This is a genomic window from Bradyrhizobium altum (assembly GCF_020889705.1).
In the GTDB taxonomy this organism is placed as follows: domain Bacteria; phylum Pseudomonadota; class Alphaproteobacteria; order Rhizobiales; family Xanthobacteraceae; genus Bradyrhizobium; species Bradyrhizobium altum.
Genome location: NZ_JACMYP010000518.1, coordinates 1 through 1,846, shown reverse-complemented (window position 1 = coordinate 1,846; position 1,846 = coordinate 1). Strand labels below are relative to the sequence as shown.

Below are 1,846 nucleotides of genomic sequence, written 5' to 3'. Positions count from 1 at the left end.
AGCAGGAACAGCGCGGCACGGGTGCCTTCGGCCTGCACGTTGAAGCCGAGGATGTCCTTGAAGTCGGTCAGACCGTTGTTGCCGCCGAAGCCGAAATCGTTGCGGAAGAACGCCAGCAGCAGTGCATAGGTCATTGCCTGCGTGATGATGGACAGATAGACGCCGGTGACGCGCGAGCGGAAGGCGAGCCAGCCGAAGCAGAAGGCGAGCAGGCCCGGCACCAGCAGCACCATCAACGCAGCAACCCAGAACTTGTCGAAGCCGTACCAGTACCAGGGCAGCTTGTCCCAGTTCAGAAACACCATGAAGTCGGGCAGGATCGGGTTGCCGTAGACGCCGCGGCTGCCGATCTGCCGCATCAGGTACATGCCCATGGCGTAGCCGCCGAGCGCGAAGAACGCGCCGTGGCCGAGCGAAAGGATGCCGCAATAGCCCCAGATCAGATCGATCGAGAGCGCGAGGATGGCGTAGCAGACATATTTGCCCCACAGCGCCACCAGATAGGTCGGTACCTGGAACATCGAGCCCTGCGGCAGCAGCAGGTTCGACAGCGGGATCAGCACGCCGACCGCGGCGACGAGCAGGACGAACGCGGTCGCGGCGCGGTCGAGCGAACGGGTCAGGATGTGCGGCGTCATGCTTCCACCGCCCGGCCCTTGAGCGCGAACAGGCCGCGCGGCCGCTTCTGGATGAACAGGATGATCAGCACCAGGATCGCGATCTTGCCGAGCACCGCACCTGCCATCGGCTCGAGGAACTTGTTGGCGATGCCGAGCGTGAAGGCGCCGACCAGCGTGCCCCAGAGATTGCCGACGCCGCCGAACACCACGACCATGAATGAGTCGATGATGTAGCTCTGGCCGAGGTTCGGGCTGACATTGTCGATCTGCGACAGCGCCACGCCGGCAATGCCGGCGATTCCCGAGCCGAGGCCGAAGGTCAGCGCGTCGACGCGCGAGGTGGCGATCCCCATCGAGGCCGCCATCCGGCGGTTCTGCGTCACCGCACGCATCTCGAGGCCGAGCGCGGTGTAGCGCAGCATCGCGAGCAGGATGGCGAACACCGCGAGCGTGAAGCAGAGGATCCAGAGCCGGTTATAGGTGATGGTGATCTGACCGAGTTCGAAGGCGCCGCTCATCCAGGAGGGGTTGCCGACCTCGCGGTTGGTCGGGCCGAACGCGGTGCGCACCGCCTGCTGCAGCACCAGCGACAGGCCCCAGGTCGCGAGCAGCGTCTCCAGCGGACGGCCGTAGAGGAAGCGGATGATGGTGCGCTCGATCACGACGCCGATGAGGCCCGCGACCAGGAAGGCGAGCGGCACCGCGATCAGCAGCGAATAGTCGAACAGCGCGGGATAGCGGGTGCGGATCACCTCCTGCACCACGAAGGTGGTGTAGGCGCCAAGCATCACCATCTCGCCATGCGCCATGTTGATGACGCCCATCACGCCGAAGGTGATGGCAAGCCCGATCGCGGCGAGCAGCAGCACCGAGCCGAGCGACAGGCCGTACCAGGCATTCTGCACCATCGACCACATCGCGAGACTGCTCTGGATCGAGGTGACCGCGGTAGCCGCCGCCTTGGCGACCAGCGGCGGCTGGTCGCCGAGCCCGGTGAGCAGCGCCTGCGCCTCCTGGTCGCCGCGGGCCTTGACCACAGCAACGGCGTCGAGCTTGTCACTGTCCGATGCATCCGGCTTGAACAGGATGATGGCGGCGCGCGCCTCGGCGAAAGCCTGCTTGATCGATTTGACGCTCTCCTTGGCGAGCGCGCCCTCCACCGTCGGCAGCAGGCTCTCGTCGTGGCTCTTGAACACCGACTGCGCAGCGGCGAGCCGCTTGGCCGG

2 protein-coding genes are annotated in these 1,846 nt (G+C 65.9%); both read right to left on the bottom strand.

Going from position 1 to position 1,846, the window contains the following annotated elements; genetic code table 11:
- Nucleotides 1–638, bottom strand: a 638-nt coding sequence (locus H8B02_RS47035; RefSeq protein WP_446471720.1) for an ABC transporter permease subunit, incomplete at its 3' end; no start/stop codon positions are given.
- The coding region (gene urtB, locus H8B02_RS47030; protein WP_229172480.1) for an urea ABC transporter permease subunit UrtB at nucleotides 635–1,846 on the bottom strand (1,212 nt) is incomplete at its 5' end. The genes H8B02_RS47035 and urtB, both read right to left, overlap by 4 nt.